The sequence below is a fragment of the Rhizobacter sp. P5_C2 genome (genome assembly GCF_054049715.1).
Genome location: NZ_JBFULV010000260.1, coordinates 1 through 706 on the forward strand (window position 1 = coordinate 1; position 706 = coordinate 706).

A 706-nucleotide genomic window follows, 5' to 3' on the forward strand; every position below is an offset into this window, starting at 1 on the left:
GCCGACATCATGCGACTTCCGCCGAGTGGCGCGAAGGTTGGTCGCGCCCGTCCACTGTAGAGTGCGCCGTACGAACTGTATACAGAGTCATCAAATGATCGAACTCGAACAATTGGAAGAGATGTTTTCGAGCATCGCGAGCGGCGCGAAATGGGACATGTCGAAGCCCATGCTGTGGGGATACTTCTTCACTGATGCTTCTGAGGAAAAGCTCACCTCAATCGTTCCCGCCCTCGAACGCGACGGATGCAGGTTCGTCGACTTGTACGTTCCGGACTTGGACGAAGGCGAGCAGCCCTACTACTTCTTGCACGTGGAGAAGGAGGAGGTTCACACGCCCGCGAGCCTGTTTGAGAGGAACGGTCAGTTCTACGCCCTGGCTGAACGCTACGGCCTTGGCAGCTATGACGGAATGGACGTTGGGCCCATCCTCGCACCATAGCGTCCCCGCCCCGTTGGCAAACCCGCAAGCGGACACTGGCGACCGACCGGTTGTGGCCGACTACTGACTTTCTTGCCCCGTCGCTTGCTTGGCGACTGAGCCGTACACAAAAACGCTCTCTTCTGGGCCAACCTGGCAGCGCTTCATAACGCGCTGCATAGGCCAAAGCAATGCGCCGTCGGGCAGCTTGAGCGTGAGGTTGATCTCGGCCTGAGGATCGTCATCGTCACCTTGCCAATTGCCACCGGCCTCACGGCGCAGGAC

General features: G+C 59.1%; 2 protein-coding genes. One reads left to right on the forward strand and one right to left on the reverse strand.

Going from position 1 to position 706, the window contains the following annotated elements:
• Positions 1-94 precede the first annotated feature (94 nt).
• The gene (locus tag ACXJLU_RS33490; RefSeq protein ID WP_457338030.1) at positions 95-442 is read left to right on the forward strand and encodes a ribonuclease E inhibitor RraB; all 348 of its coding nucleotides are present in this window, start codon (positions 95-97) and stop codon (positions 440-442) included.
• Positions 443-502: 60 nt separating this feature from the next.
• Here the strand turns inward: ACXJLU_RS33490 and ACXJLU_RS33495 are convergent.
• A partial coding sequence (locus tag ACXJLU_RS33495) for a hypothetical protein (RefSeq protein ID WP_457338031.1) occupies positions 503-706 on the reverse strand: 204 nt, incomplete at its 5' end.

Coding starts and splice junctions, on each gene's coding strand:
- ACXJLU_RS33490 (WP_457338030.1), top strand. CDS start 95: ATGATCGAACTCGAACAATTGGAAGAGATGTTTTCGAGCATCGCGAGC.